The organism is Chryseobacterium panacisoli, assembly GCF_008274625.1.
Lineage (GTDB): Bacteria > Bacteroidota > Bacteroidia > Flavobacteriales > Weeksellaceae > Chryseobacterium > Chryseobacterium panacisoli.
In genome coordinates, this window is record NZ_VTRU01000001.1 from 1,877,578 (window position 1) to 1,901,551 (window position 23,974).

At 37.1% G+C, this 23,974-nt stretch carries 18 protein-coding genes; 10 read left to right on the forward strand and 8 right to left on the reverse strand.

Translation table 11 applies throughout. From position 1 onward, the window contains the following. Positions 1 to 58: 58 nt before the first annotated feature. Complete coding sequence (locus tag FW781_RS08460) at positions 59 to 511, forward strand: hypothetical protein (protein ID WP_149387000.1); 453 nt, start codon at positions 59 to 61, stop codon at positions 509 to 511. A 158-nt stretch (positions 512 to 669) separates the two neighbouring features. On the opposite strand, the gene FW781_RS08465 is transcribed toward FW781_RS08460, so the two are convergent. After that, positions 670 to 1,206, reverse strand: coding sequence for a gamma carbonic anhydrase family protein (locus FW781_RS08465; protein WP_149387001.1), 537 nt, complete (start codon positions 1,204 to 1,206; stop codon positions 670 to 672). Positions 1,207 to 1,373: 167 nt separating this feature from the next. On the opposite strand from FW781_RS08465, the gene FW781_RS08470 reads away from it, so the two are divergent. The 3 genes from FW781_RS08470 to hemH are packed head-to-tail and all read left to right on the forward strand — an operon-like array spanning position 1,374 to position 3,836. Beyond that, entirely contained in the window at positions 1,374 to 2,252 is an 879-nt protein-coding gene (locus FW781_RS08470) for a NifU family protein (RefSeq protein ID WP_149387002.1), read from the forward strand. A 12-nt stretch (positions 2,253 to 2,264) separates the two neighbouring features. Further along, positions 2,265 to 2,792 (forward strand): NADPH-dependent FMN reductase, encoded by a 528-nt coding sequence (locus tag FW781_RS08475; protein WP_149387003.1) that lies wholly within the window; start codon positions 2,265 to 2,267, stop codon positions 2,790 to 2,792. A 15-nt stretch (positions 2,793 to 2,807) separates the two neighbouring features. Further along, positions 2,808 to 3,836 (forward strand): ferrochelatase, encoded by a 1,029-nt coding sequence (gene hemH / locus FW781_RS08480; RefSeq protein WP_149387004.1) that lies wholly within the window; start codon positions 2,808 to 2,810, stop codon positions 3,834 to 3,836. 81 nt (positions 3,837 to 3,917) lie between these two features. On the opposite strand, the gene FW781_RS08485 is transcribed toward hemH, so the two are convergent. Continuing rightward, positions 3,918 to 5,885, reverse strand: a complete 1,968-nt coding sequence (locus FW781_RS08485) for a M4 family metallopeptidase (protein WP_149387005.1) — start codon at positions 5,883 to 5,885, stop codon at positions 3,918 to 3,920. Between the two features lie 367 nt (positions 5,886 to 6,252). Continuing rightward, positions 6,253 to 7,473: a type IX secretion system plug protein gene (locus tag FW781_RS08490; protein WP_149387006.1), complete on the reverse strand. Its 1,221-nt coding sequence runs from the start codon at positions 7,471 to 7,473 to the stop codon at positions 6,253 to 6,255. Between the two features lie 70 nt (positions 7,474 to 7,543). On the opposite strand from FW781_RS08490, the gene FW781_RS08495 reads away from it, so the two are divergent. Then, positions 7,544 to 8,182 carry an MBL fold metallo-hydrolase gene (locus FW781_RS08495; protein ID WP_149387385.1) on the forward strand — a complete coding sequence of 213 codons (639 nt, stop codon included), beginning with the start codon at positions 7,544 to 7,546 and terminating at the stop codon, positions 8,180 to 8,182. A 147-nt stretch (positions 8,183 to 8,329) separates the two neighbouring features. Here FW781_RS08495 and FW781_RS08500 read toward each other — a convergent pair whose 3' ends face one another. The 3 genes from FW781_RS08500 to FW781_RS08510 are packed head-to-tail and all read right to left on the reverse strand — an operon-like array spanning position 8,330 to position 13,495. Then, entirely contained in the window at positions 8,330 to 10,759 is a 2,430-nt protein-coding gene (locus FW781_RS08500; RefSeq protein ID WP_149387007.1) for a TonB-dependent receptor, read from the reverse strand. Between the two features lie 22 nt (positions 10,760 to 10,781). After that, positions 10,782 to 12,263, reverse strand: coding sequence for a trehalase family glycosidase (locus FW781_RS08505; RefSeq protein WP_149387008.1), 1,482 nt, complete (start codon positions 12,261 to 12,263; stop codon positions 10,782 to 10,784). Positions 12,264 to 12,265: 2 nt separating this feature from the next. Then, positions 12,266 to 13,495 carry an MFS transporter gene (locus FW781_RS08510; protein ID WP_149387009.1) on the reverse strand — a complete coding sequence of 410 codons (1,230 nt, stop codon included), beginning with the start codon at positions 13,493 to 13,495 and terminating at the stop codon, positions 12,266 to 12,268. Between the two features lie 123 nt (positions 13,496 to 13,618). On the opposite strand from FW781_RS08510, the gene FW781_RS08515 reads away from it, so the two are divergent. Then, complete coding sequence (locus FW781_RS08515) at positions 13,619 to 14,524, forward strand: AraC family transcriptional regulator (RefSeq protein ID WP_149387010.1); 906 nt, start codon at positions 13,619 to 13,621, stop codon at positions 14,522 to 14,524. Positions 14,525 to 14,865: 341 nt separating this feature from the next. Here FW781_RS08515 and FW781_RS08520 read toward each other — a convergent pair whose 3' ends face one another. Continuing rightward, a complete protein-coding gene (locus tag FW781_RS08520; RefSeq protein WP_149387011.1) occupies positions 14,866 to 15,420 on the reverse strand; it encodes a thioredoxin family protein in 555 nt (184 codons plus the stop codon). Positions 15,421 to 15,716: 296 nt separating this feature from the next. Here FW781_RS08520 and FW781_RS08525 point away from each other — a divergent pair, with 296 nt between their 5' ends. From FW781_RS08525 to FW781_RS08540, 4 genes are all read left to right on the forward strand, one after another. Further along, complete coding sequence (locus tag FW781_RS08525; RefSeq protein ID WP_047386447.1) at positions 15,717 to 16,313, forward strand: TetR/AcrR family transcriptional regulator; 597 nt, start codon at positions 15,717 to 15,719, stop codon at positions 16,311 to 16,313. A 365-nt stretch (positions 16,314 to 16,678) separates the two neighbouring features. Then, positions 16,679 to 17,839 carry an efflux RND transporter periplasmic adaptor subunit gene (locus FW781_RS08530; protein ID WP_149387012.1) on the forward strand — a complete coding sequence of 387 codons (1,161 nt, stop codon included), beginning with the start codon at positions 16,679 to 16,681 and terminating at the stop codon, positions 17,837 to 17,839. A 40-nt stretch (positions 17,840 to 17,879) separates the two neighbouring features. Beyond that, a complete protein-coding gene (locus FW781_RS08535) occupies positions 17,880 to 21,062 on the forward strand; it encodes an efflux RND transporter permease subunit (protein WP_149387013.1) in 3,183 nt (1,060 codons plus the stop codon). Positions 21,063 to 21,231: 169 nt separating this feature from the next. Next, the gene (locus FW781_RS08540) at positions 21,232 to 22,644 is read left to right on the forward strand and encodes an efflux transporter outer membrane subunit (RefSeq protein WP_149387014.1); all 1,413 of its coding nucleotides are present in this window, start codon (positions 21,232 to 21,234) and stop codon (positions 22,642 to 22,644) included. A 238-nt stretch (positions 22,645 to 22,882) separates the two neighbouring features. On the opposite strand, the gene miaA is transcribed toward FW781_RS08540, so the two are convergent. After that, positions 22,883 to 23,803: a tRNA (adenosine(37)-N6)-dimethylallyltransferase MiaA gene (gene miaA / locus FW781_RS08545; protein ID WP_149387015.1), complete on the reverse strand. Its 921-nt coding sequence runs from the start codon at positions 23,801 to 23,803 to the stop codon at positions 22,883 to 22,885. Between the last annotated feature and the right edge of the window lie 171 nt (positions 23,804 to 23,974).

Here is a 23,974-nt window from a genome sequence, read left to right on the forward strand (position 1 = left end):
TTTGAATTTCTTACCTTGGCATAAGTTTTGAAAATTCTTAAAAAGAAAAAAGTTTATTGTGAAAAAATTATTCTTTCATTTTCCAATGATAGTATTATGTACTGCATTAACTCTGGTTTCCTGTAATACATCAAAAAATGCCAATACCAATCTTCCTGTTGATATCGCAGACAGACCTGCTGATGAAGACAGTCAGAAATATGAGCAGGCACAGCTCGACAAATTAAAAGCCTCTATTGAGTCTGAAGTTTCCGGAGAAAAATGTACAGATGCCAGTGAATGGGCATTCGCGCCTATGGGAGCAAAATCATGCGGCGGACCTCAGCAATATATTGCTTATCCAAAGAAGATAGAAACTGCTTTCTTACAGAGGGTAAATGATTACACAGATAAAGTAAAAACTTTTAATGAAAAATATAATATCATGTCTGATTGTGTAATGATCTCCCCTCCTACATCTTTGAAATGCATTCATGGAAAGATCAGACTGATTACACCAGACAATAACTAACAATAAAACAAAGGTTCTATATCAAATCGAAAAAAGCTCTGTCTCAGGACGGAGCTTTTGTATTTATAGGTCAATTGTGAGTGTTGCTTCGCAAGTGAAATGTGAGCTTTCAAAATTGACAAGCGTAGCGAATTGACTATTCACTATTCACTTAACAGTTAGAATTGATGATCTTTCACGTTTTCTTTATACCACGATGAATATTTTACATAGTTATCAGCAATTCTGTTAACTTCTCCTTCTAACAGCTGAGCATTGATATCTTTGATCTTTTTCGCAGGAACTCCACCCCAGACCTCTCCTGATTTGATATGAGTACCCTGGGTTACTACAGAACCTGCTCCTACAATAGAATTTTCTTCCACCAAACAGTCATCCATTACAATTGCTCCCATCCCGATCAGGACATTATCTTTAATGGTACACCCGTGAACAATGGCATTATGTCCGATAGAAACATTATTTCCGATATTCAGCGGATGTTTCTTATAGGTACAATGCAGCATTGCATTATCCTGAACATTTACCTTGTCACCCATTTTGATATAATGAACATCGCCTCTGATCACAGCATTATACCAAACGCTGCAGTCTCTTCCCATCGTAACATCACCAATAATAGTGGCGGTTTCTGCTAAAAAAGTATTCTCCCCGATCTGTGGTGCTTTTCCTAAAAGTTCTTTTATAAGTGCCATAATATTAATTTGAAAATTTGAAAATATGCCCAATTGAAAATGATGATCTTCTGCCTTATAATCTCTGGTATCTAACTTCTAAATTACAGCGATAGCAAAAATCTAACTCTCAATTCTCAGCTTCTAACTTCTAATGCGTATTTTTGTATCTCAAATTTAACGAAAAAATGCGTACCGTACTTATAGAACCTACCGAAAACCCGAAAGTAATGAAATTTGTTGCAGATTACAATCTCATTCCAGGGTCTTTAGAGTTGGACAGAACTTCAGATATTTCAGAAATTCCTTTGGCACAGGAGCTCTTTAATTATCCGTTTGTGGAAAGAATTTTCATAACGGCTAATTTTGTAGCTGTAGCTAAACAAGATACCATAGAATGGGAACATGTAGCTGAAAGTCTGAAAAATGTGATTGAGGACGAATTATTGGCCAACCCAAGAATTTATCTTCAGAAGAAAAAAGAAATGTATCAGATCTATGCTGAAATGACTCCGAATCCTAATGTAATGAAATTTGTTTCAAACAAATTACTGATGGATGGTTTTGTGGAAGTAAAATCGATGGAGGCTGCTGAAGAAGTTCCTTTGGCACAGGCTATCTTTAAAGAATTTGAATTTACAAAAGAAGTTTTCATTTCTGATAATTTTGTAGCTGTTACCAGAGACAATTCTGTAGAATGGCACCAGGTGATGATGACTGTTCGTGCACTTATTGCCGAATATCTTCAAAACGGAGGTGAGATTTCTAAAATAGAACCTCAGAAACACGAAAATCCTGTTGAAAAGATCATCAACAGAGATTATACTGAAGATGAGCAGAAAATTTCTGATATTTTAAATGAATACGTAGCTCCTGCAGTAGAAAATGATGGTGGAAAAATTTCATTGATGGAATATGACCAGGAGAGCAAAACTGCAAAAATGCTTTTACAGGGAGCTTGTTCAGGCTGCCCAAGTTCTACGGCTACTCTGAAGAATGGAATTGAAAATATTTTAAAACAATTCGTTCCAGATCTGGTAGAAAAAGTAGAAGCTGTAAACGGATAATTCAGTTTGAAAATGCCTTCCCAAAAGAAAATTGTAGTTATTATTGGAAGTGCTTCGGAGAATTCCAGCAATCAGAAACTAATGGAACAGATTCTGAAAAAGAGGGAAAGTACAGATTTTCAGATGTATAATAATCTTTCTTTTCTTCCCCATTTTGATACTGCGATCACGGACGAGAATATTCCTGATGAAGTTCTGAAGATCAGAGAAGATATTAAAAACTCAGCAGGTGTTATATTTTCCACTCCGGAATATATTTTCAGTATTCCCGGCAGATTAAAAAATCTGCTGGAATGGTGTGTCTCTACAACAGTCTTTTCTGAAAAGCCGGTGGCAGTGATTACCGCATCAGCCAGTGGAGAAAAAGGCCACGAAGAGTTATTAATGATTTTAAAGACTCTTGGAGCGGTAACAGATGATAAACATCAGGCATTAATAAAAGGGATAAAAGGCAAATTTGACAGCAATGGCTTACTGGAAAGTAATACCTTTGCTAAAGTATCAAAATTAGTAGCAGATTTTACAACGTCTGTTTCATAATTAAAAATTAGAATATTGAATAATAAAGGAATTTTACTGGTCAACCTCGGATCACCGAGATCAACCTCCGTAAACGATGTAAAGGAATATCTTGATGAATTTTTGATGGATGAAAGAGTGATTGATTACCGTTGGATCTTTCGTGCCCTTCTTGTACAGGGAATCATCCTGAAAACAAGACCTGCCAAATCTGCCGAAGCTTATAAAACAGTTTGGACAGATGAAGGTTCTCCGTTGATTGTCATCACTGAAAAAATTCAGAAAAAACTTCAGAAACTGGTAGATGTTCCTGTGGAAATTGGAATGAGATATGCGGAACCCAGTATTGAGACCGGTATTCAGAAACTGGTAGATCAGGGAATCACAGAAATTGTTCTTTTTCCTTTATATCCTCAATATGCTATGAGTACTACGGAGACGGTAATTGAAAAGGCAGAAGAGGTAAGAAAAAAGAAATTTCCATCAGTAAAGATCAATTATATTCAACCTTTTTACAACCGAGAAATTTATATCAACTGTCTTGCAGAAAGTATTAAGGAAAAACTTCCTGAGAATTTTGATGCTCTTCAGTTTTCTTATCATGGAGTTCCGGAAAGACATATTTATAAAACAGATCCTACCAAGACCTGTAATCTTAATGATTGCTGTTCCAGGGAAGATAATCCAAGTCATCAGTTCTGTTATCGTCACCAATGCTATAACACAACACAGCGTGTTATTGAAAAACTGAATTTACCTAAAGAAAAAACAATCGTTTCTTTCCAGTCAAGATTAGGAAAAGATAAATGGATTGAACCTTATACCGACGAAACGCTGGAAACAATTGGTAAAAAGGGGATAAAAAATCTGGCCATAGTCTGTCCGGCATTTGTCTCTGACTGTCTTGAAACTCTGGAAGAAATTTCTGTAGAAGGCAAAGAACAGTTTATGCACGGAGGTGGAGAGAATTTCCATTATATTCCCTGCCTGAATGATGAGGACCGATGGATTGATGTTGTAAAAACGCTTTGTGAAGAAAAGCTGAATGATTTCTATCTGATATAATCCCTTTACTCAAAATATAAAAAAGGCTGCAAGAATTAACTTGCAGCCTTTTTGTTGAATATATTAAAATTTGATTTTGGTCTACTTTTTAATAAGGTTTCCTGCTTTCTGTCCGTTTACCGTTACAACATATACTCCAGGAAGCATATTGGAAGGAAGCTGAATGTTCAGTTTATTTGCACCTTCTGCAATTTCAACTTTTTCAGAGATTTCTTTCTTCCCTGTAAGATTTACCACTTCTACAATTCCTTTTCCGGCTTTCCCTTCAAAGTTTACAGTGAACCTGTCAGTGGCAGGATTCGGGCTGATTGTATAAGCTGAAACATTTGAAGCTGCCGCAACAAGTCCTGCAGAAGAAGTTCCCCCACCTACACCTACTGCGTTCCATGCATTGGTAACCTGTGTCACTTCATTGCTGCCAGCTCCGTATAGGTCTGCTGCTGCCTGAAGAGAATAGGTTCTTGTATTGGCATAGTTGGATGATGAAGTCAGGTAGGTAGTTAATGTTCTGTAAGCAATAGCACCTGCCTTGTCCAGTCCGATTCCGGAAACATTATAAGCAAAACCGTTATCATTTGTACCTGAACCTCCTGTTACCAATAAATAGTACCAGAAATTAAGGACTCCCGAATTGGTATGAACTCCACAATAATCGTTATATCCAGGTAGATTAGGATTTCCCTGAGGAGTACATGAATTGCTTGCGTCTTTCCAGTATGTACCCTTATAAGTATCCGGCTGGTTATAGGCATTAGGGTTTGCCATATCTCTGATGACATAATTGAAATCTTCTCCCAATGTCCAGCTTGCTTTTGTAGGTCTTGCCCAACGTTCTATTGAATTTCCGAAAATATCAGAAAATCCTTCGTTCAATGCTCCCGGTTCTCTCTGATACACAAGGTTAGCTGTTTTGGAAGTAAGCCCATGGGTAATTTCGTGCCCGCAGACATCTATGGCTGTTAAAGGTTTACCACCGTTTGTTGTAGAGCTTCCATCGCCATAAAGCATTCTCGAGCCATCCCAATAGGCATTGAAAATATTATTTCCATAATGAACATATGATTTGATGGCAAAATTATTATTGTCAATACTTTTTCTTCCGTATTTTGTATAGTAATAATCTAAAGTTTTTTCAGCACCCCAGTGAGCATCTGTAGCATATTGATCTTTATTGGTATTTACGTTATTCCATGCATTATCTGCATCTGTAAAATCAACAGCAGATGCTAAATTGGTTGATTTCTTAGCATTATAGGTTTCTACAGAGGTTCCTGTATTTCTTCCTGTTTCTCTCAGCCTGTAACTTCCGTTATAAGAATCAGTCACAATATTTTGACTTCCACTGTAAACGGTTGTAGCCGTTCCCGGCGTATTTACTTCATGAATAATTGCATCTACCCCTAATACTTTCCCATTTTTAGCATCTACAAAAACATATTGTCTGCTTAATGGTTTTTCTGCATAAATATCGAATTTATAAGCGAGTGTCAGATCATTCATTTTTTCATCTGTAGGATCTGAATAATATACCAACTCGCCTTTAGGAGCGAAGCTTGCATTGGCATCATTAGAGTCTCTTTTGATAAAATCTTCCTCTTCTTTACTCTGCCATTTATAGGACTCTGCCCCTACGAATGATAAAGCACTCTGCAGAGCGATACTTTCAGAAATATTGGCTTTCTTTTCGGCTCCTTTTGGAATAGTAAGAACCCATTTTCCTGACTGTCCTACAATTTTTCCTCCTTTTGTCTGTACAGCCATCATTCCGTATTCTACCGGAATTCCATTTACAGTTTGTTGAAATCTTTGAGTTTCAAAACCTAAAGCATCTCTTTCCAGCCCCAGTTTGAGCCCTTGCCCCTGAGAAAGTCTTTCTGTAGCTTCGTCAAATAAAACAGGACTTCCCTGAAAAGCAGGTGCATTTTTATCAAATCTCATAAAATCTGCATGTAGTCCACTTTTACCCGGATTTAATTTTGATGGCGTGTTTTGTCCAAAAACAAAAGAGCATGCAGCAACACTTGCTACTAAGATAAATTTCGTGTTCATAATAATATTTGGTTGATTGTGAAAACGAATTTATAAATTTTTCGCAATAAAACAACACTTAAAGCATCAAAAGTTCAATAGATTTTATAGATCAATAAATAAAACACAATAATGATTTTAAAACAAAGAAAATTATTTAAAGATAATTTTACTGCAATGAAGATTTTACATTAATATATTTAACAAAAATCAAATTTTTGTGAATTATTTTTTTTCACTATGCTATGCATTATATTTAAAAAATTAGTCAACTCTTAAAGCCTGGTTAGCTAATCCCTTTAATATTGAAAAAAAACAGGGCTACCTCAAGAGGCAGCCCTGTTTTATAAATCTATTTTTTAATAATATTGATATCAAATCATATTAATCAACGTTTGCTAGCGATTGGGGTTCTGAATTCACCATAGCCCATCAGCCCGTCATAATTTCTTCCGAATGGTGCATAATATAGAAATGCCTGATAAAGATTTTCCGTCTGCCAGAAATTACCGTTTACCTCACCGAAATTCAATGCTCCATTTCCTTCTTTGGTCACTAAAATGTAATTATAAAAACCCTGCTTCAGGAATATTTTAGCCACATACTGCTTAGTCGCGGCATCATACTGCATCTGATTTTCTTTGCCAGGCTTAAAATTATTAAATCCACCCAAAACATAAATCTCTTTATCTACCGGATCCGACTCCAGATAGAAATGTACCCATGAATAGTCAGCTTCTCTTTCTGCATCTCTTTCTCTGCCTAAATCATTTCTTCTGTAATACCACGCTCCGTTGACATCCGGTTGATATTGATAATTTAAAGGAAATGCCCATACCGGATGGAGATAGGTCTGGTTGACATCTTCTTTTATTTCGGTTGTACGCACCATATCCGCCGCCATATTCATATTTTTATTATCGAAATAATAAAACTCATTATCTCCCGGAAACGTAAGATTCATCTGCTGAAAAAGCACCTGATTTCCTAAAACACTGCTTGGTTTCAGATTAGAAATCACCATATTCGGGTTGTTATTCTGCATCACATTCATAGTGATTGAATTGACATTGGAAGAAATATCTCCTCCTTTCGGAGAAACATTCACTTCTACCCTCTGATTAAGGTTTGGATTTTTTGCATCTGCAAATCTTGAAATATTTAACCCCACAGATGTTGCATCTTCTACCAGGTAAAACCTTTTTTTGAATAAAGGCTGATCTGCGGAATCTTTGTAAACAATAAGCTCATAATTCCCTGAAATCTTCAGCTGGATTTTATCATTCGGAAAAACAAGTTTATAGTGAGTATAAGCCTGTAAGGTATTGAAAGAATACTGAAACTGATCCAGAAGTGCATTCATACTTCCTGAAGCAAATTCTGTAAAAAACAGATTATCATCGTTCCAGTTTCTGTCGTAATGTTTGAATGTATATCTATAGATCTGACTGCCGTTGGTAAGATCATCAAATCCCAGAACCAACTGTTCACCAATTTTGATTACCGGGGTTTCATCATTGGTCTGAGGATTGAACAGCTGAACACTTTGGATATTTTGTCCAAAGACCAGTCCGCTCAAAGTAAGTAAGAGTATTCGCAAAGTTTTCATTATGACGAAGATAACGAAAAATAGCCATTTTCTTAATAATATCGTATTTTTGAATAAAAAATATTCAGATATGCTTCAGATTCAAGGTTTCGTATTCAACTTTGCGAGCGAAAATACTTACATCATTTATAACGAGAATAAAAATGCTTGGTTAATTGATCCGGGAAATATGAAAGGGCAGGAAACTCAGGCTATTGACAGTTTTATTTCAGAAAACGGACTGAAAATTCAGAAGATTCTTCTTACCCACGCCCATATTGATCATGTATTCGGGCTTCAATGGGCTTTTGATACATTCAAAGTACCTGTAACGATGCATAAGGAGGATCAGGAAGTTCTGGATATGCTTCAGGCTAGCGGAATGAGATTCGGGATGCAGGTAGATCCTGTAAAAGCAGATGTGGAATATATAAAAGAAGGGGATGAACTGGATCTGGATGGTGAAAAATTTAAAATTTACCATGTTCCGGGACACTCTCCGGGAAGTGTAGTTTATCATCATGAAAATCAGAAATTCATGATTTCAGGTGATGTTCTTTTTGAAGGCAGTATCGGAAGAACAGATTTATATAAAGGTAATTATGAACAGCTGATTGATGGTATTAAATCTAAACTTTTTATTTTAGATCATGATACTCAGGTTTTCTCAGGACATGGAAATCCTACCTCAATTGGTTTTGAGAAGCAGTATAATCCGTTCCTGAAATAGGTAACAATAAAACTCCCGCAGATTAAACAGAGATTTACATTTCGCATTCAATTGGTGAAATCTGCTTAATCTACGGGAGAACATAAAAATAAAAAAAACAAAACCGTCAGTATGTTCGACGGTTTTGTTGTTATAAAGAAATAGAGTTTAGAAATCCAAAGTAATTGAAGCTCTGGCAGCAGCTCCCATGATAGGTCTGGCCATAATGATTCCGTCTCCGTTTGGAGAACCCGCTCTTGGATCACCTTCTGTGATACCGATTGTATTAAAGATATTCGTTCCATCCACAGCAAAACGTATTCTTCCTAATTGGTAAGACATTCCTGCTCCAAATTCTGTGAAAGAAGGTAAAGTCTGTACATTCTTCTCATCCTGGAAACGTTTTCCATAATAATTCATGCTTACATAGGTTCTCCATGCTTTTGTAATGTTAACTGCCGGAGAAATATTGAAGAAAAACTTAGGCATTCTTCTGACCACATTTCCTTCAAGCACACTTCCTGCCTCAAGATTTTTATATTTAGGGCTCTGAATTGTTCCGTTAAATGTTACTTCTAAAATATTATTGAATAAACGTGCGAAACCTTCTAATTCCACTCCATAGTTTTGTGTATTGGCGAAGGTATTTTCGGATGTACCATCAGAGAAAACATCTGTAAATGAAAGGTTCTTCAAGGTAGAATAGAACGGAATTACGGCTATGTCAAAAGTGCGCGAGTAATATTTATATCCTACTTCCAGCTGATTGGTTGTTACTGATTTTAAAGGTTTATCAGGGTTCGGATTGGAGAAATAATTATAATATGCTTCTTCATTTGGTGATCTGAAACCATTGGAAAAACGGGCATATACCGCATTTTCTCTATTGATCTTATAGTTGGCAGCTAATGTAAAAGATACTTTATCTACATTATAATTCCAGTAAGTATATTTATTTCCCAACACACTCATATTATCATCTGCCGTAGTCGTGTTGAAACCGTGAGTTCCATCTGTTGTTAACCCTGAATTATTTAAATTGGAAGAGGTTGTATTGGCAAAATTCCCTTTATAATAATCATGGCTGTAACGAAGACCTCCATTCACACTTAAAGCATCCGTAATATTATAATCAAGGTTTACATAAAGATCATTCAAGCTTCCCTGAGTCTGAGTATCTCTCTGTAAAAACGTCATATCGGTTACTCCATTATAGGTTTTGGAATATCCGGTATCTGATGGACTAAGAGAAGTATCTACCAGATTCAATAGATGTGGTCTGTCTGTAGCCGTAGTCAGGATATTACTCCAGTTCCAGTATTGATGGGATTTCCAGTTGGATTTATAAAAACCTGCGGTAACATTTCCCTGATCAAACTTATAATTGAACTGCAGATCATTCACGAAGTTATTCATCTGTTTGTCAATGGCCCAGAACCCTAGTTTCTGTACATATTCAGGATTAACCACAGCTCCGTTGCTCACCAGTGAATATTGATAATTGTTACCGGCAATTCCGTTACTTTTTGCAAATTCTGCCATCGTCTGTGGACCTCCTGCAGGGAAAATCCCTGTATAATTCATATTGATATTGGTGTATCTGGTCTTATTTAAAACACTGAAATTATTCCCAAGATCATATTTAAACTCTGCTCCCAGCGCATCTACTTTCGGATGAATTCCGTCTTCAAGATTTCTGTTGAAAAATCCACCTCCTGCCTGTGGAATATTCAGCTGGCTGATGGCTCTGTAGCTATATGTTCCGTAATTAGGATCAAAATTCTGAAATCCTTTCAGCTTATTGCCGTTTTGTACCAAAGGAACAGGAAGGAAGAAAGTATTTCTGTCGTCCAGTTTTTTGTAATATACTTTTACGTAACCTTTATCAAAGACATATTTCAGGTTCATTCTGATTTGTCCTCCATTATTAGCTTTGAAACCTGTTTTTCTGATTCCGTCATCTGTTCTGTAGAAACCTCCTACATTAAAAAACAGTTTATCCTGAACCAAAGCTCCACCTACATTTACATCGGTACGCATCAATCCATAGGTACTTGTTTCCAGCTTTGCTGTACCTCTGAAGTCATTGGTTCCTTCTCTGGTAATAAAGTTGATTAAACCACCGGGAGAGTTGGTTGCAAAAATAGATCCGGAACCTCCTCTCAAAGCTTCCATACGGTTTACGGTATTATCTACACGAAAAAAATTATCCGCATTGGCAAACTGAAGAGCACCGTCTTCAAAAACCGGAAGACCGTCTTCCTGTACCTGTACAAATTCATAAGCACCTGCAGAAGGAATACCTCTTGCAAAAAGGTTGTTTCCTACTTCACCTCCTGAAGTTTCCACCGCAAATCCGGGAACTCTTTGTAATAAAGCAGCTGCACTAATGGGGTTTTGCTTCTGAATTTCTTTGGAACTGAATGTGGAAATCGCAGTACTGGATTCTATTTTTTTCTTTGGATTTGAATTTCCTGTGATGACAATCTGATCGATAGAGGAAATTTTTGCAGAATCCTGCGGGGTTTCCTGGGCATAAGCATTATTAAAATATAACGTAGCTGTTGCGGCGATTAAAAAGATTGATTTTTTTTTCATAGCCTTATTTTTATTGTTAGTTTCAGTTTTGTTGTAATTGTAAATACACTCCATTGGTCCAACCGAATCCATCCTGATTTGGGTATTCCCCACCGCCCGCTATTGTTTCTGTGTCTAATGCATTGTATTTTTCCATTAGTTTTCCGGTATTCTTGTAGACTCTTTCTACATTGGAACACCAATTGTTTTTTATCTTCTCAGCCAGTTCATCAAAGCCATAATTTTTCATTGCTTTAAAGCCCAGCCACTGATAAGGTGCCCATGCATTGGGAAGATCCCACTGCTGGCCTGAGTTTTTAGTTGTGGTAACCAACCCGCCCTTATAAAGAAATTTTTCAGCTATAACCTTAGCAACAGCTTCCGCTTGTTCCTGATCTGCAATTCCAAGAAATAAAGGATAAAGAGCAGCAATATGTTCAGACGGTGTTTTTGTGTTTTTTTTAGTGTGATAATCTTTATAATTGTTAGTATTTCTATCCCAGAAATATATATTGATCATCTGTCTTCGGCTTGCTGCTCTTTCTGAAAAATAATTTTCTTTTTCACTCAGATTCTGAAGTGCTGAAGATTTTGCCAAAGTCATTTCCAGATGCCACAAAAGGCAGTTCAGGTCTACTTGCGCAAGATTCAGCGTTTCTATCGTCTGTATATTTTCTCCGTCTGCGAACCATCTGCTGGAAAAATCCCAGCCTGATTCACAGGCACTTCTTATATTTCTGTAAAATTCATCTCCTGAAGTTTTCTCATGATCTTCAATGTCGATCAGATAACTTTCGGGACGGGGTGCATTTTCTGCATCGTAGTAACGGTTCAGAATATCTCCGTCTTTTGTTTTAACCACTCTTTTTACACTGGAATTATTTTCCAGCCATTCTTCGCCATTCATCCAGAAAGCATATTCTTTTTCCAGAGTGTCGTGATATTGTGTATAAATTCTTTCGTCATTCGTCGTTTCAAAAAGCAGGTCCAGCATTAATGAAAAATAAGGGGGCTGCGATCTGCTCAGGAAATGAGTTCTGCTGGCATTCGGAACAAATCCTACATTTTGAATCAGGTAAGAACAGTTTTCAATAATGTTTTCCATCATTTCTATTCTGCCGGAAGCTTTTAATCCCAACATAATAAAATAGCTGTCCCAATAGAAAAACTCATTAAAACGACCTCCCGGAACAATATAAGGTTTCGGTAATTTTAAAAGGGTCCCTTTTTCCTCATCGGCTGTACGGGTCAATTCATCCCATAATTTTTCAATATGCTCTTTGATAGGAAGATGATCTTCCCTCTGAACAGAAACTCTGGCCCCTAAAAAATCAAAATGGGTTGTCACAAAATCTTTAAGATCAAAACCGAGAATGTCTTTTGCTTTTTCATACTCCTCATTAATTTTTGCAATAGGAAATAATGGAACCGCATCCGTCATCATCTTCTGATCTTCAAAAATTTCAGATCTCTGCACATCATCAAACAGACTTTGAATTTCGTTTATGTAAAGCTGGTTACTCATTTTTATTTTTTAGGATTAATTTTTAATTTATTCATGAAAACTGCCGAAATGATCAGTAATGAAAGCGGAATCAGGGAAAGATAAAATGCCTGTTGACCGCTGAATTCCTGAAATACAAAACCGGTAATAATAGAACCTATTGTTCCTCCGATTGCTGAGAAAACAACAATAAGTCCTGACATGGCACTATGCAAATATTTCGGGATTGATGCCAGAATCACAGAATTAATACTTGGATAAATCGGTGCCAGCAAACCTCCCATTAAGGGAAATAAATAGACAACCAAAGGAGCATTCATCCAACTGGTATTCGTGTCTATATGAATATTGTGGGTAAGTGGTAAAACCAACAATAAACTGATAGCAAAGCCTATCACACAAAAAGAAACTACATAGATCCAGTTGAACTTCTTAGAAAAGAATCCCGACAAAAATCTGCCCAACGCAAAAGCTCCCGCCAAAACGGCTCCCGCCTGAATACTCATTGATGTAGGTACTTTTAAAATTTCTTTATAAAAAGTAGGCGTCCATGTTTGAAAGCTCTGTTCTACCAATACAAAAAGGAAAGCACATAATAAAAAGAACAATACTTTTTTATAGCTGAATAAGCTGGCACTATTTCTTAGATCTCCCAATAAATCTGTTTTCTCACTTTTGGCTTCCTGCTCATTCAGTTTTGAAAAGAACAGGAATAAAAAAGATAAAGAGGAAAGCCCGCCCAGGACCCAATATACATCCAGCCATCTTGTAGATTCCGGATTATGATCATCAATATATAGACTGAATAATACATTTCCTGCCAGAACTCCAATCATGAAAAACCCTTCCAGAAATCCCATAAAGCTGGAATGTTCTTTATCTGTTTCCGTTACCAATCCAATAGAAGTAAAAACCGAAATTTTAATTAAAGCAAAGGAAACTCCTACGGTTGCAAATAATAATTTGAAAACCCAAAAGGTATTGGTAAACGGCATTACAAAACACATACAGCTTACCAGCAATAAAGCAATCAACATGGATTTTTTGATTCCTATTTTGGGAAGAAATGAAGCCAGAATGAATGAACAAATGGCAATCGGAAGATCTTTGAAACCTTCCAAAACACTGGCCGAAGATTTTGAAATCCCAAAATTCTGCTGTACTTGTAGAATGACTGTTCCTACAGAATTCAGAAGAATGGCAAAGACAAAATAATTTAAAAATAAAACGGCCTTGATGTTAATATTTTTCATTCAGGTTATTTCTTGTCGGCTAAGATAGAAGCATTTGTGTTAACGATAATTTAACACAGTAAATCAATATTTGAACTATATTAATATAATTACTATTTTTAGTAAATAAATATGATTAATTAAATGAAAGTTACTTTTGAAAGGGTAATCCCTAATGAAAAGAGTTCATTCCGGACGATTCATAATAACTCTCCTATTTCAGAATTCAAATGGGAATATCATTATCATCCCGAAATTGAGCTGGTATGTGTTATTTCCGGAAACGGAACCCGCCATGTAGGCTACCATAAAAGTAATTACACCCATGGAGATCTGGTATTAATCGGTTCCAATATTCCCCATTCCGGATTTGGGCTGAATTCTATTGATCCGCACGAAGAAATTGTACTTCAGTTCAAGGAAGAAATCCTGCAGTTTCCGCAGCAGGAAGTAGAAGCCAGATCGATCAAAAATCTGTTGGAACTTTCAAAATACGGGATTCATTTTCATCATAAAGTAAAAAAAATAATGCTGCCCAAACTGAAGCTTATGCTGGAATCGGAAGGTTACAAAAGGTATTTGCTATTGCTTGAGATTCTTTTTGAGCTTTCAAAATGTGAAGATTATGATCTTCTAAACAAAGAAATCATGCCCTACACCATTATTTCCAAAAATAAAACCCGTCTTGAAAATATCTTCACGTATGTAGAACATCATTATGACAAAGAAATTGAAATTGAAGAAGTCGCCAGACTGGCTAACCTGACATTGCCGGCTTTCTGTAATTTCTTTAAAAAAGCAACCCAGATCACTTTTACAGAATTTGTCAATAGATACAGAATCAATAAAGCATGCCTGCTGATGGCACAGGATAAGTCCATTTCAGAATGCAGCTATCAATGTGGTTTTAATAATGTGACCTATTTCAACAGGATGTTTAAAAAATATACCGGGAAAACGCCTTCAGAATTCATTAAGAATTATTCTCACAACAACATCAATGTAGATTTGAAAGTTGAAAAAGAGACTAAAGCTAAGGTAAGTTTTTAATAATGACATGTTGAAATTCCTCTGTCAATAAACTTTTCTGAGACTTCTAAGGAGTGATAAAGTGTATAAATAGACCATTTTTCGTATTTATCATTCCGTAGGAATCTAGATTTCTTAGTTATAAAAACTTTTTGAGGTTTACAATAAAAAAGCTATGCTGAGACTCCTACGGAGTACAAAGTGGATGAAGAAATATGCTATGAATTAAACATCTGCCAAATCCACGAAGGAAAGACCAGATCTATAAATAAACAAGAAACAAAAAAAGCCACTCAAAAAGAGCAGCTTTATATTAGTATGAATAAGAACCAGTAACTGAATAACCAGCAACTAATCATTACTTATTTCCATTTAATATTGCATCCCATACTTGGTCTTTGAATTTCTTCCTGCGCTTCTCCAGCCAAAAGATTTTCAAAAGCAATAATCAGATCCTCACCTGTAACATCTTTATTATTTCCCGGTCTTGAATCATCCATCTGACCTCTGTACACAAGATCAAGCTTACCATCAAAGAAATAAAAATCCGGAGTACAAGCCGCATCATAAGCTTTCGCTACTGCCTGGCTTTCATCAAATAAATAAGGAAAATCAAAATTTCTTTCAATCTGAAATTCAATCATTTTCTCAGGAGAATCTGCCGGATATTTTTCAATATCATTAGCATTGATAGCGATGAATTCTATTCCTCGTTCGTTATAGTCTTCATATAACTCGTTGATTTTATCAATCACATGAAGAACAAACGGACAGTGGTTGCACATAAAGATCACCAAAGTACCATTTTCTCCTTTCAGTTCTTCCAAAGACTGAAGTTCATTCGTTTTTGACGGGTTAGGAAGTTCAAAAAACGGAGCCTTTGTTCCTAATGCCAGCATATTTGATGGTGTATTCATATCCTTTTTTCTTTACCGGCAAAGATAGATATTTCTTTTATTAATTATGAAGAAGACATTTCCATTTTTTATAAAGTAAGGAAGCGGGAAGATATTAAGGTCTCAAAAATAGTTATAGTCAAATTCTATTAATATTTTTTTTTATCGCAAATCAACTTCCAGCCCTCATTCTTCCAGCTTCCAGCTATTGATTAATTTTCTATAAATAGTTGGCAAATCTATAAAACACATAATATCCTTTGGAAGTTATATTAAAAAGTTTGTAGTTTTGCTAACGCTGTTAGTAAATAAATATCATGGGTCTACATGAACGCCGTCAACGAGAAAAAGAATCCATCCGCGCAAATATTTTGCAGGCTGCTTTTACTTTGGCTAAAACTGAAGGCTGGGGTTCACTGTCTATGCGTAAGATAGCCGATGCTATTGAGTATAGTGCACCTGTAGTATATGATTATTTTGAAAATAAAGAAGCTATTCTATTTGAAATTTCTTTAGATGGCTTTCATAAGTTACACATAGAATTATTAAAAGCTCAGCAGAAGCATGACACTCCGGAAGAGCAAATGGTTGCGATTGTGGATGCATACTGGAACTTTGCTTTTAAAAACAAGGAATATTACCAGCTTATGTTTGGTCTTGGAATGCAATGCTGTGGAAAAGGGCAGATGAAAAAAGAATTCTCATCATTCCAGGAACTGATCTATGAATGTACCTATGAGATTATCAAGAAAAACGGATCCAATCCTGACAATGCCTGCCATATGTCTCATGCTCTGTTTTCTGCCGTTCACGGAATGATCTCTATTATGATGATGCGTACTGCTGATATCCCTTCTACAATGAACAAGACAACACTGGACGAAACTGTTTCGGCTTTTATTAAGTCTTTGTAAATTTTTTTTGAATTTAAAATTAACACCGTTAGGAAACTTAACACCGAATTAATAGATGATTCCGTGATTCCTGATTAAAAATGAAAACCATTTATGAAGCAATTCATAGTATTCAGCTGTTAAAAGTAATCATTTTTTTGCTTACAAATTAACACTGTTAGTAAAATTAACACACCTTACACCATCATTATACACTTAAATACATTAAAAACAATTTTCAATTATGGAAACAATCGACTTCATCGGACATTAAAAATTCTGTAATTTTTTTTGAACTAATCATTAACACTGTTAGGAAAAAAAACAGCATTTATTAAAAAGAACTTTACTTAAATCTAACACTTCATTAAAAAAATTAAACCACAATGAAAATACCTGGGAAAACAAGGTTTATTGTACTTATTGCAAGTATAATTCTTTTACAGAGCTGTACCAAGGCTGCAGAAGGATCCAATGCCGCGCCGCCAGCTCCAGAACTTCCGGTTTATACCGTTCTCACATCACCCGCTACTACATATCAGGAATTCCCTACTGCCTTAGAAGGGAAAAATAATGTTGAAATAAGATCTCAGGTAGATGGCTATCTCGATAGAATCTATGTAGAGGAAGGTGCTTACGTAAGAGCCGGACAGCCATTATTTAAAATAGACTCCAGAAGCTATGGTGAGCAGATGAATATGGCACAAGCTAATCTACAGGCTGCGAATGCCAATATACAGAAGGCAAGAGTAGAAGTAGACAGGCTTCAGCCATTGGTTGCTGCAAAAGTAGTTTCTGATGTACAGCTAAAAACAGCAAAAGCCAACTATGAAGCCGCTGTAGCTGCTGCCTCACAAGCAAAAGCTTCCGTAGGAAGCGCAAGAATCAATGTAGGATTTACAACCATTACAGCTCCTGTAAGCGGTTATATCGGAAGAATCCCTTTCAAAAAAGGAAGTCTGATCTCCAGAACAGATGTAAATCCATTGACATTATTATCTGATATCAGTGAAATTTATGCCTATTTCTCTTTGAGTGAACTGGACTTTATCGCTTTTCAGAATAAATACCCTGGCGCTACTCTCGAAGAAAAACTGAAAAATATGCCAATGGTAGAATTGGTGATCGCCGACAACAGTACTTATCCTGAAAAAGGGAGATTAAGTATTGTAGACGGACAGTTTGATAAAACTACCGGAGCCATCAGTGTACGTGCCGTTTTCCCTAATGCCAACGGAACTTTAAGAACCGGAAACACAGGAAGAGTACGTATGCCGCAGCTGATCTCGAATGCCGTAGTAATTCCGCAGGAATCTACCTTCGAAATTCAGGATAAAACTTACGTATATGTAATGGGCAAAGACCAGAAGGTAACCGGAAGACCTATCAAAATATCTGGAAAAACAGATAGCTATTATTTTATTTCTGAAGGGCTTGCACCTGGAGAAAAAATTGTATTCACAGGAATTGGAAGCTTGAAAGACGGGGCATCTATCAGACCGAAAAATATTTCTTCTGACAGCTTACTAAAAGCAAAACCATTATAATCCATTCCGAATACAGAAGACTTAAAAAAATAAACTTCTTATGTTAAAACAATTTATAGAAAGACCGGTCCTTTCAACGGTCATCTCCATAATACTCTTATTATTGGGAGCCCTGTCTCTCTTTAATTTACCGATTGCCCTCTTTCCGGACATCGCCCCACCGAGTGTACAGGTAACAGCATTCTATCCGGGAGCCAACGCGGAGGTTGTAGCACGTTCGGTTGCCACCCCGATTGAGGAAGCCGTGAACGGAGTTGAGAATATGACGTATATGACCTCAAATTCCAGTAATGACGGTACAATGACACTGAGTGTCTTCTTCAAACAGGGCGCTGACGCTGATAATGCAGCTGTAAACGTACAAAACCGTGTATCGAAAGCAATGAGCCAATTACCTCAAGAGGTTGTACAGGCCGGGATTTCAACACAGAAAGTACAGAACAGTATGATCATGTTCATGGGTCTGACCAGTGAAAATGAAAAACAATATGACGAATTATTCCTTCAAAACTACCTGAAAATTAATGTTATTCCACAGATACAGCGTATCCCGGGAGTTGCACAGGCTCAGGTATTTGGTACAAGGGATTACTCTATGAGAATCTGGCTGAAACCGGATCGCCTGGCCGCCAACAACCTTTCTCCTCAGGAAGTGCTTGGAGCCATTAAAGACCATAACCTTGAAGCAGCCCCTGGTCGTCTGGGACAGGGAAGTAAGGAAACTTACGAGTATATCCTTAAATACAAAGGAAAACTGAATAAGAATGAAGACTATGAAAACATCGCTATCAAAGCAAACAGTGATGGTTCTTTCTTAAGATTAAAAGATGTAGCGAGAGTAGAATTCGGTTCTTATACTTATACTGCAACAAACCGAGTAGATGGGAAACCGGTTGCCGGATTTGCCATTTTACAGACCGCAGGTTCCAATGCGAATGAAATCCTTACCGAAATTGAAAGTCAGGTGAAAGTAATGGAAACTACCCTTCCAAAAGGTGTAAAACCCATTATCATGTATAACTCCAAAGACTTCCTGGATGCATCTATCCATCAGGTTGTGGAAACGTTAGTCATTGCCTTCATTCTGGTATTTATTGTAGTATATATTTTCCTTCAGGATTTCAGATCTACATTAATTCCAGCTATTGCAGTGCCGGTGGCGATCATCGGAACATTCTTCTTCCTTCAGCTCTTTGGTTTCAGTATCAACATGCTTACGCTGTTTGCATTGGTTCTGGCCATTGGTATTGTAGTGGATGATGCCATTGTGGTGGTAGAAGCTGTCCATTCTAAAATGGAACAGACAGGAATGCCTGTAGAACATGCTACAATGAACTCAATGAGTGAAATCTCAGGAGCTATTATTTCCATTACTTTGGTAATGTGTGCCGTATTTATTCCGGTTGGATTCATGCAGGGACCTGCTGGGGTCTTCTACAGACAGTTCGCATTTACCTTAGCAATTGCAATTTTAATTTCAGCAGTAAACGCATTGACGTTAAGTCCGGCGTTATGTGCAATGTTCTTAAATGATCCTCAGGGAGAACATGGTGAGCACGGTCATAAAAAAGGTTTTGGAGCAAGATTCTTTAATGCATTTAATGCCAGCTTCAACAGCATGACCAGAAAATATATCTACAGCCTTAAGTTTTTAATTAAAAATAAATGGGTTGCAGTAGGAGGACTTGTAGTCATTACAGCAGCAAGTGTCTTCCTGATCAAAAAAGCACCGTCAGGATTTATCCCTACGGAAGACCAGGGATTCGTATTGTATGCAGTAAATACTCCTCCGGGAAGTTCACTGGAAAGAACGCACAGAGCAACAGCACAAATTGATAAAATTATCAACAGTGAAAAAGCCACTAATCACCTTTGGGTAGCAGATGGTATGAACTTTATCAGTAATGCCAATGCGTCTCCATATTCTGCAGGTTTCATTAAGCTTAAAGATTATGACAAACGCGGTGAAATGAAGGATCCTGATCAGATTGCAGGAACTTTAACAGGAAAGGTAAGCCAGGTGAAAGATGCCAATGCATTTTTCTTCAACTTCCCAACTGTACAAGGTTTCGGTAACGTTTCCGGATTTGAATTCATGCTTCAGGATAAAACAAATGGTTCTTTTGAACAATTGGGAACAACTACCCAACAATTCATTGGAGAGCTGATGAAAAGACCTGAAATTGCATTTGCCTTTACGACTTATGCTGCTGGAAACCCTCAGTACACCATTGATGTGGATACTGATAAAGCCAATCAGCTGGGAGTTTCTGTAACAGAACTGATGCAGACCATGCAGATTTATTTCGGAAGTAGCTTTGTATCAGATTTCAACAGATTCGGGAAGTATTACAGAGTAATGGCACAGGCAGATATTCCTTACCGTACCGACATCAACTCTCTGGAAGGAATTTATGTAAAAAATAAATCAGGAGAAATGGTTCCAGCGAAAACACTGGTTACCTTAAAAAGATCTTTCGGACCTGAAACGGTAACAAGAAATAACCTTTTCAATGCAGTAACCATTAACGGAACTCCAAAACCTGGATACAGTACCGGAGATGCCATCAAAGCGGTAGAAGAAGTTGCTCAGCAATCCCTTCCAAGAGGATATGGATATGAATGGACAGGGATTACCCGTGAAGAAATCAAAACAAGCGGACAGACTGCATTTATTTTCTTCTTAAGTATTCTGTTTGTATACTTCTTGCTCGCGGCTCAGTATGAAAGTTATATCCTTCCTTTTGCCATTATTCTTACGATTCCAACAGGGATTTTTGGAGTATTTGCCTTCACAGGACTGGCAGGAATTGATAACAATATCTACGTTCAGGTAGGATTGATCATGCTTGTCGGGCTATTGGCTAAGAATGCCATCCTGATTGTAGAATTTGCCGTACAAAGAAGAAAAGCAGGAAAAACTTTGATTGAATCTGCACTTCAGGCATCAAGACTGCGTTTAAGACCAATCTTAATGACCTCTTTTGCCTTCATCGTAGGGATGCTTCCGCTGGTATGGACACAAGGTGCCTCTTCAAAAGGAAATCACTCTATCGGATACAGTACCGTAGGAGGAATGCTTACAGGAGTAATATTCGGGATTTTTATTATTCCGGTGATGTATGTGATCTTCCAGTACCTGCATGAAAAAATGCCAAGCAGAAAACAGAAAAGACTTCTGAAAAAACAAATGGAAGAAGAACTTTTAGCTGCTAGTCACTAATAAAAAATGAATTACAAAAACTTAGAGAAATTTTAAGATCACAAAGGGTTAACTATTCTCCTATATGTTCTTAATGGTTTAAAAAGCTAACTATTTTCTCCTACTAAAGACAATTTTTGCATAAACGAAACCTCTCTAAGTTTTGTATTCAATTAAAAGTTAAAAAACTATGAAAAGAGTAAAAAATATTATTCTAACATTTGCGGTGGCCATAGGCTCTGTTTCGTGTGTGTCAAAACTGGCATATACGGAGCCAGAGCTTCCTCTTCCGGAAAAATTCCAGTACACCGCAACTGCAGATACGGCCAGCATAGCCAATCTGGAGTGGAAACAGTTCTTCAGCGATCCTATTTTACAGGGATTAATTGAAAAAGGAATTAAAAATAATTATGACCTGCAGATTGCATTAAAGCAGGTTGCCGCTTCACAGGAAAAACTGAAACAGGCAAAATATATGCAATATCCGGATGTAGGTTTCGCTGTTTCTGCACAAATTTCAAAACCTTCGGAAAACAGTATGAATGGAAAAAGCTTAAATTCATTTTTAGGACAAAACCATGTTGAAGATTACAATGCAGCCTTCAACCTTTCATGGGAAGCGGACATCTGGGGAAAAATTAAAAACCAGCAGGAAGTTTCAAGAATGCAGTATCTTCAGACTTATGAAGGCTCAAAAGCAGTTCAGACTCAGGTAGTAGCAGCTATTGCACAGGGATATTATAACCTCTTGATGCTTGACAGACAATTAGCTATTGCAAAATCGAATCTGGAGCTAAGCAGCAATACCCTAATGATCACACAAAAAATGTGGGAAAGCGGTGACAATACCTCTTTAGGAGTACAGCAGGCCGCAGCACAGAAACAGGCAACAGAGCTTTTGATTACTCAGCTGGAGCAGAATATTGCTATTCAGGAAAATGCATTGAGTATTCTGGTGGGAGAACTGCCTAATAAAGTAAACAGAACTATTGAAATGTCTGATACTTCCTTACCTCAGAATATCTCCGCAGGACTTCCTGCAGCTATGGTAAGCAGAAGGCCGGACGTTCGTCAGCAGGAGCTTGTTTTACTGGAATCGAATGCTAGTGTAGGAATTGCTCAGGCCAATATGTATCCTGCATTGAAGATTACAGCCAACGGAGGCGTGAATTCATTCAAATTTGATAACTGGTTTCAGATTCCGGCTTCGTTATTCGGATCTGTTTTAGGAGGACTTACCCAGCCTATTTTCCAGAAAAGACAGCTGAAAACAGATCTGGAAGTAGCAAAAATTCAAAGAGAGAAAAATGTTCTGGCATTCCGTCAGTCAGTATTAAATGCTGTAGGTGAGGTTTCAGATGCTTTGGTATCCAATGAAAACTTAAAAGCTCAGGAACAAAAAGCTGCCGAACAGGCAACCACTTTGAAGGACGGAATTAAAAGTGCACAACTTCTTTACAAAGGAGGTTCAGCCAATTACCTGGAAGTGATTACAGCACAGGGAAACTCCCTACAGGCAGAGTTGAATCTGGCTTCCATTAAAAGACAGAGATTAAGCAGCATTGTAGATTTATACAGAGCTTTAGGCGGCGGTTGGAAGTAGTAAATTAAATTATATTTGTTTTAAGATGCGGTTCTTTTTGGACCGCATTTTTTGTTCTATAAGACTGTACTGTCATTCTGAAAGGAACACAGTGGAATGAAGAATCTTTAAAAATAATTGATGAGATTCTTCCTCTTCAGAATGACAAACTGTACGCTTAGCTTATCCATACACTATGTCATTCCGTAGGAATCTATATTTTCAAAGCTTCTAAAGTCGTTTAATAATGTAAAAGTATTTACTTTTCAAACTCCTCCGCAATCCATTTCAGCAAATCATCAAAATCATTTTGAGAATATCCCAACTGCAAATAATGAATATCATCAGCCTTTCTGTACCATGTCAGTTGACGTTTGGCATACCTACGGCTATTCTTTTTAATTTCTGAAACCGCAAAATCAAGATCCCATTCCCCATCAAAATATTTGAATAATTCTGCATAGCCTACCGTATTTAAAGCAGTCAGATCTTTGAATGGTTCAAGACCTTTCACCTCATCCAGCAAACCATTCTCCATCATAATATCCACTCTGTGATTGATTCTTTCATATAATTCTTCTCTTGGAGCTTCTATTCCGATTCTGATGACATTAAAATCTCTTGAATCCTGAGATACGGCAATCAATTCGGAATATTTTGTATCCGTTTGCCAGATCACATCTATGGCACGCAAAAGCCTGCGATGATTATGAATATCCACCACACTGAAGTATTCGGGATCGAGTTCCTGTAAAATTTCCTGAAGTTTTTCTATTCCCCCTTGCTCCATGATGGTATGAAGTTTTTCCTGGTTTTCAGTATTGGCTTCAGGCAGATCATGCAGACCTTCTATTACAGCTTTTTCATACATCATGCTGCCACCAACAAGAATTACGGTGTCATGCGTAGTAAAAAGTTCATTGAGTTTTTGAAGCGCATCTTCTTCGTACTGACCGATAGAATAATAGTCTTCAACTGAAAGATTTCCAATAAAATGATGAGGTGCGGCAGCCAGTTCTTCTTCAGATGGTGCAGCGGTTCCTATTTTCATTTCTTTAAAAAACTGACGGGAATCACAGGAAATAATCTCTGTATTGAAATATTGAGCCAGATCAATTGCCAATCTCGTTTTACCAATTCCGGTGGGTCCTACTACAGAAATCAAGTTTTTCTTTTTCACAGCGCTAATTTACGAAAATGAGTTTATTTAATTTGCCAGAAGATGGAAGCCTGAGGCTGGAAGTTAAAATTATATATAATCTATATTAAAACAATCTTCCCCACCTCCTGCTCCATCTTCCAGCCATTCAACATTAGCCAAACTATAGACTTAAATGTTTATCTTTGTAGA